Annotated in this window: 7 protein-coding genes and 1 pseudogene; 4 read left to right on the forward strand and 4 right to left on the reverse strand. The window is 45.5% G+C overall.

The annotated features are described in order from the left end of the window. Positions 1–146: 146 nt before the first annotated feature. Together QUB52_RS09575 and QUB52_RS09580 are read left to right on the forward strand one after the other, a co-directional pair. On the forward strand, positions 147–1,619 hold the full coding sequence (locus tag QUB52_RS09575; protein ID WP_265235679.1) for a DEAD/DEAH box helicase: 1,473 nt from the start codon (positions 147–149) through the stop codon (positions 1,617–1,619). A gap of 162 nt (positions 1,620–1,781) precedes the next feature. Then, positions 1,782–1,937 carry a hypothetical protein gene (locus QUB52_RS09580; RefSeq protein WP_265235680.1) on the forward strand — a complete coding sequence of 52 codons (156 nt, stop codon included), beginning with the start codon at positions 1,782–1,784 and terminating at the stop codon, positions 1,935–1,937. Positions 1,938–2,145: 208 nt separating this feature from the next. Here the strand turns inward: QUB52_RS09580 and QUB52_RS09585 are convergent, their stop codons facing one another. From QUB52_RS09585 to QUB52_RS09595, 3 genes are all read right to left on the reverse strand, one after another. Then, the gene (locus QUB52_RS09585) at positions 2,146–2,385 is read right to left on the reverse strand and encodes a YgiT-type zinc finger protein (RefSeq protein WP_265235681.1); all 240 of its coding nucleotides are present in this window, start codon (positions 2,383–2,385) and stop codon (positions 2,146–2,148) included. Further along, a complete protein-coding gene (locus QUB52_RS09590; protein WP_332969830.1) occupies positions 2,382–2,645 on the reverse strand; it encodes a DUF4258 domain-containing protein in 264 nt (87 codons plus the stop codon). The genes QUB52_RS09585 and QUB52_RS09590 overlap by 4 nt, the downstream gene beginning before the upstream one ends. 278 nt (positions 2,646–2,923) lie before the next feature. Then, positions 2,924–3,469 (reverse strand): hypothetical protein, encoded by a 546-nt coding sequence (locus QUB52_RS09595; RefSeq protein WP_332976164.1) that lies wholly within the window; start codon positions 3,467–3,469, stop codon positions 2,924–2,926. A gap of 334 nt (positions 3,470–3,803) precedes the next feature. Between QUB52_RS09595 and QUB52_RS09600 the strand changes: the two genes are divergently transcribed. Both QUB52_RS09600 and QUB52_RS09605 read left to right on the forward strand, forming a co-directional pair. Further along, complete coding sequence (locus tag QUB52_RS09600; RefSeq protein WP_332975407.1) at positions 3,804–5,003, forward strand: Coenzyme F420 hydrogenase/dehydrogenase, beta subunit C-terminal domain; 1,200 nt, start codon at positions 3,804–3,806, stop codon at positions 5,001–5,003. Between the two features lie 95 nt (positions 5,004–5,098). Beyond that, complete coding sequence (locus QUB52_RS09605; RefSeq protein ID WP_332975406.1) at positions 5,099–5,872, forward strand: leucine-rich repeat domain-containing protein; 774 nt, start codon at positions 5,099–5,101, stop codon at positions 5,870–5,872. Here the strand turns inward: QUB52_RS09605 and QUB52_RS09610 are convergent. After that, positions 5,857–6,000: pseudogene (locus QUB52_RS09610) on the reverse strand (ISKra4 family transposase); the annotation flags it as partial. The gene QUB52_RS09605 and the pseudogene QUB52_RS09610 overlap by 16 nt on opposite strands.

Below are 6,000 nucleotides of genomic sequence, written 5' to 3' on the forward strand. Positions count from 1 at the left end.
AGCTGCCCTATACTCGATTGCTATTTAAAAAGGTGCGCGCAGGCGCAGCACCGTACAGAACTCATAATGAGTTCCTGCCTTATAGCAGAAATCCGCATCCGAGTTGGGCAACTTAGAAGGCTAAGGACTCGTTATTAGGAGCATTAATGAATTTATTGTTTGAAGGCTTGGGTCTTTCGGAAGAACTCGTTCTCCATCTGGAAACACTCGGCTTTACAGAACCTACTCCCATCCAAGTACAAGCCATTCCACACCTGTTAGCAGGTCGCGATGTTGTGGGTCAAGCCCAAACAGGAACTGGCAAAACGGCAGCATTTTCGTTGCCCATCTTGGAGCGGATTGATTTAGATGTAACTGCGGTGCAAGCATTGGTGCTGACACCGACTCGCGAATTGGCGATGCAGGTAACTGAAGCCATCCGCGATTTGAGCGGTATCAGCAGCGACGGCCCGGTAAAAGTCGGTCGCTCTCTGCAAGTTCTGACGGTGTACGGTGGTCAATCGATCGATCGCCAAATGCAGCGTTTGAAGCGCGGCGTTCACATCGTTGTCGGTACACCCGGACGCATACTAGATATGCTGAGCCGCGGCAGCCTGAAACTAGACAAGGTAAAATGGCTGGTTTTGGATGAAGCTGACGAAATGCTGAGCATGGGCTTTATCCAAGATGTGGAAAAAATCTTGGATGCTGCACCAAAAGATCGTCAAACGGCATTTTTCTCGGCGACGATGGAAGCTTCCATTCGGAAATTGGTAACGCGCCATTTGCGCAACCCAGTCAACGTCACCGTAGAACAGCCAAAAGCAACGCCGAAGCGGATTAGCCAAGGCGTGTACATGATTCCTCGCGGCTGGTCTAAGGCAAGAGCTCTACAGCCAATCCTAGAAATGGAAGACCCAGAATCTGCACTGATTTTTGTGCGGACGCGGCAGTCGGCGGCAGAACTTACTAGCCAACTGCAAGCAGCAGGTCACAGCGTTGACGAGTATCACGGTAATTTGAACCAAGCACAGCGGGAACGTTTGCTGCATCGGTTCCGCCAATGTCAGGTGCGCTGGGTAGTGGCGACTGATATTGCGGCGCGGGGTTTGGACGTGGATCACTTGACTCACGTGATTAACTATGACTTGCCCGATAGCGTAGAAAGCTACGTTCACCGGATCGGACGTACCGGCCGGGCTGGTCGCGAAGGAACTGCGATCACGTTGATTCAACCTGTTGATCGCCGCAAATTACGCTTGATTGAACGCCACGTGCGATCGAGCTTAACGGTGAGAAACATTCCGACACGCGCCCAAATTGAAGCGCGTCAGTTGGAAAAGATGCAGGGTAAAGTTCGCGAAGCTTTGGCTGGCGAACGGATGGCATCTTTCTTACCTCTGGTGTCTCAGTTGTCCGAAGAGTACGACGCCCACGCGATCGCCGCTGCTGCTTTGCAAATGGCCTTCGATCAAAGCCGTCCTGCTTGGATGGGCGCTGATTACGCTCAACAAGAAGATCCCCCTATTGGTGGAGAAAACAGCGTCAAGCCAATCTTGATCAAGAAGCGGGCTAAGACTGGTGCGTCGAGTAATTCTGTGGGTTCGAGCGTTCCTTCTCCCGTTCCCCAGAACAGCTAATTAGTAGGGTGCGCTGAGGCGCACTTTACTTTAAAATATGTGTAGAGATGCGATATCGCGTCTCTACATTGTTTTGTTGATCTCTCTCTTCTATTCCTCTGTGTCCTCTGCGCTCTCTGCGGTTAAATCATCCAAAAACAACCGTAAACGATGTAAATCAATATGGAAGTTAGGAATCGGACAATTTCTGTAACTAATTCTACGCTGAGCACGTTAATTGAAGAACTGGGTACTGAGTGTCAAAATGTTATTACTTTAATCCATCAGCTTCAGTTACCTGATTTGAGCGATCGACAAAAAGCTGAAATTATAGCATAGTTCATGAGTGCTGCAATTCACCTGAACCTGCACTGTGGAGAGGATTTTCAGACACTAATTGCTGAGGAAATGGCAAAATTGTCGGATGTTGATGAAGAGGATTAAGGAGATTTGGGCGATCGCGCTTCAGGAAAAAGCCACTCTATAAACTCACCGAAGTAAGGTGTATCGTGTGCATTGCGTACCTTATTTTTTAATATGTTTCGTACTAGCCTTTACCTGATGCTGAATACTCATAAAGTGGCACTGAACGTGCAGGTTTTATTTTTGTTTTGAGTAACTCTTCAATTTGTCGAACAGTCTTCGGTTTCAGGAGGATATCGCCGCAGAATATACAAACCTCTGCGGGAACTTTATCGATTACGACGATTTCACCTTGGTATCGAACAGCGTGAATGATTTCTCGCTCCTCATAAGTACCTGGACATCCTTGAATACTGCATTTCATTCTAATTGCCTCCTAGTGGTGGGAGTTATCCATTTGGGCAGTTTTGGCTCATAAACCGTGATAATAATCAGTAACGGTTGGACAGTAGTACAGACAATGTGCAAGGGACGACTATCTTGAGAAAAACCGCCGAATAAACAGCAAGCACCGCGCTGATGTTGAGGATAGTTTTCTAACAGTTGACCTCTAACTAATGCTTGAATTACTTGATCTAGTGTAATGTTTTCCTCAAGCATCTCTTGCTGTGCGTGGAGAGTCAAGCGAAGGTTATCTGCCCCGGCTTGAAAGCGTATTCACTCCTATACTGCCTCTAAATTAGTCGGCTCAAACTCACTCACGAAAGACAGATATTAAAAACACTAACATTATACTATTTTATCAGGGGCGATCGCCCGGAGGCTGAACTAAGCCCGATCGCGCATCAAGAAAAAGCCCTCCAGTCAACTCACCGAAAGGCTGAAAATTCTCATAAATAAGCAGGGCTGAAGTCCGAACGATCGAACCTGTACGCGGGATTTTTGGACTATTGTGTAATATTTTAGTTGAGCTGCGTGCCGATAATAATCTTTTGCACGCGATCGCCCTTAACTTCCAAAACCAAATTAGAAGCCTTTTGATCGTTACTGTAAGTCAACCGAGTCACTTCACCCTGCACAGATTGCGACCCATAACTGTAAGTTTTAACAATTTTTTTGCTGTTATCTCCTACCTTAATCCCATCAATTGTCACGAACTTGGGATTGGTAGTAGAAATTAAATAAACTTTGCCATCCCAGGCTGCTACTGTCAATTTTGAGTAGGTTAGCGTGCGAATCTTGCCACCGATCGCCTTACCGCCCGGTTTAGTTTCGTCGCGTTGAGGTTTTCCCAACTTACGTTTTGCCTCTTCTACAGACATCCCCAACCGCACGCCGCCAATCCCCAAGCGCGAATAGTCGATCGCCGCCGGCGTTTGTGTCGCGCCCAACATTCTTTCTAAAGCGACAACAGTTTGATTCATCGCGGGAATCGGGCGAACTAAAGCAGCAAATCCTAAGCTAGAAATTGCCAGATTAATCATGATGCCAGCGACGGCTGTTGTCACAAACAATTTTACCATTTTTTTATACCTTTATTTGGCAGTAGATTCCTGCAATATCCTGTTATATCCGGATAAATATAATGATTGCGGGCGAATACAATTCGCTCTTACACAGCCCAAGCCCGCCTGCGAGGACTAAAACAGTAACAATATTCATCCCCAAAAATATAACATAGAGAAACCAGGTTTCTGTAGGGGGCGTACCCCCGTGTCCGCCTTGATTCGGTGTTTCTGAATACCAAACAAAGTTTTAGGTTTAATTAGCGCGACTACTGAATCGCCGGAATTGGTGTGATATCCTAACAAAAGGCGTTTCTCCATAAAATCCGCAATTTAGATGACCGCAACAGATTCTACTAAACACCAAAAATCTAAAGCCCTCAAACCCGGAAGCCGCCGCCCCGCTAAAGAGCTTTGCAGCGAATGCGGTTTGTGCGATACATATTATATCCATTATGTCAAGGAAGCTTGCGCTTTCTTAACACAGCATATCGCAGAACTAGAAGAGGAGATTCACGGGCGATCGCGCAATCTCGACAATCCCGACGATTGGTACTTCGGAGTCAGTCAAAATATGATGGCGGCCAAGAAAAAAGAACCAATTGAAGGCGCTCAGTGGACGGGAATTGTGAGCTCAATTGCGATCGAAATGCTCGAAAAAGGAATTGTAGAAGGCGTTGTTTGCGTCCAAAATACCAAAGAAGACCGCTTTCAACCGATGCCGATTATTGCTAGAAACCGCGAAGAAATTCTGGCAGCAAAAGTCAACAAACCAACTCTGTCTCCCAACCTTTCAGTATTAGAACAAATCGAGAAATCGGGGATGAAACGACTGTTAGTAATTGGCGTAGGCTGTCAAATTCAAGCATTGCGAACAGTAGAAAAACAACTCGGTTTAGAAAAGCTGTATGTTTTGGGAACTCCCTGTGTCGATAATGTCAGTCGCGCCGGCTTGCAGAAATTCCTAGATACTACTAGCCGCTCTCCTGAAACGGTGGTTTCTTACGAATTTATGCAAGACTTTAACGTTCACTTCAAACACGAAGATGGTTCGAGCGAGAAAGTGCCGTTTTTCGGGCTGAATACTAAAGAATTGAAAGATGTTTTTGCTCCTTCTTGTTTGAGCTGTTTTGATTACGTCAATTCCTTAGCAGATTTAGTTGTCGGCTACATGGGCGCACCTTTTGGCTGGCAGTGGATTGTAGTAAGAAATGACACCGGGCAAGAAATGTTAGATTTGGTAACGGATCAGTTAAATACTCAGCCGGTGATGTCTCAGGGAAACAGAAAAGAAGCCGTTCAACAAAGTATTCCTGCTTATGAAAAAGGAGTAACTTTGCCAATGTGGGCGGCGAAGTTAATGGGAGTTTTTATTGAGAGAATTGGGCCGAAGGGTTTGGAATATGCGCGCTTTTCAATTGATTCTCATTTCACTCGCAATTATCTGTATGTGAAGCGGAATTACCCTGAGAAATTGGAGGCTCATGTGCCGGAATATGCTAAGCGGATTGTGGGACAATATAAGTTACCAGAGTGAGGCGGATAGACAGAGTTTTTAATAGCTGTTTTGCAGGGACACGGTATTGCCGTGTCTTTGTTGTATACAGTTCAGAAAATTAGAGGTACAAGATTATGACACTTATATTTGCAAACAAACATAAGAATTTACCAAAGTCGATCGCAGTTACTTGTTGTGCGATCCTAGCATTATCTGGAAATGGACTGTCTGCGAAAGCAGCAGAAGTGCGATCGGGAAATAGTAGACGAACATTTGCCGATTGGTGTCACCAAAAAGCTGATTTGAGTCCTGAAGCTAAACATACTGTTGAGATGCTGTTGAAGGAAGCAGGGACTACTGACTGCGATGCTGCTAATCAGAAACTTTCGAGGGTCACCGCACTCTACCTCATTGACAAGAAAATCGGCGACATTAAACCGTTACAATCTTTCACTAACCTGACTGAGCTCTTCCTTGATGACAATCAAATCAACGACATCAAACCGCTAGAATCCTTGACTAACCTGACTTGGCTCTTCCTCCAGAACAACCAAATCAGCGACATCAAACCGCTAGAATCCTTGACTAACCTGACACAGCTCAATCTCTTTAGCAATCAAATCAAGGACATCAAACCGTTGCAATCCTTGACTAACCTGACTGAACTCTACCTCATCAACAATCAAATCAAGGACATCAAACCGTTGCAATCCTTGACTAACCTGACTGTGCTCTACCTCGGAAAAAATCCTATCAGCGACATCAAACCGCTACAATCCTTGACTAACTTGATTCGGCTCGTACTCTTCGACAATAAAATTAGCGACATCAAACCGCTAGAATCCTTGACTAACCTGACTGATCTCGGGTGCATCTCACTTTGGCAAATACATCAAATTGAAAGTTGACCGTTGAGATAAGCACAGCGAAGAGAAAGGATAGAGGGAACGCTCTCAATATTCCATTGCGCTCCTGATATTTTCACCCTGAATCCAATTCGTTTAATAATTGATTCAACTGTTCCAGAACCAATCGA

The sequence above is a fragment of the Microcoleus sp. A6-C6 genome (assembly GCF_036705955.1).
In the GTDB taxonomy this organism is placed as follows: Bacteria; Cyanobacteriota; Cyanobacteriia; order Cyanobacteriales; family Microcoleaceae; genus Microcoleus.

Excerpts from the sequence above, each read along its gene's own strand:
- QUB52_RS09575 (WP_265235679.1), top strand. The coding sequence starts at position 147 with ATGAATTTATTGTTTGAAGGCTTGGGTCTTTCGGAAGAACTCGTTCTC.
- QUB52_RS09580 (WP_265235680.1), top strand. The coding sequence starts at position 1,782 with ATGGAAGTTAGGAATCGGACAATTTCTGTAACTAATTCTACGCTGAGC.
- QUB52_RS09585 (WP_265235681.1), bottom strand. The coding sequence starts at position 2,385 with ATGAAATGCAGTATTCAAGGATGTCCAGGTACTTATGAGGAGCGAGAA.
- QUB52_RS09600 (WP_332975407.1), top strand. The coding sequence starts at position 3,804 with ATGACCGCAACAGATTCTACTAAACACCAAAAATCTAAAGCCCTCAAA.
- QUB52_RS09605 (WP_332975406.1), top strand. The coding sequence starts at position 5,099 with ATGACACTTATATTTGCAAACAAACATAAGAATTTACCAAAGTCGATC.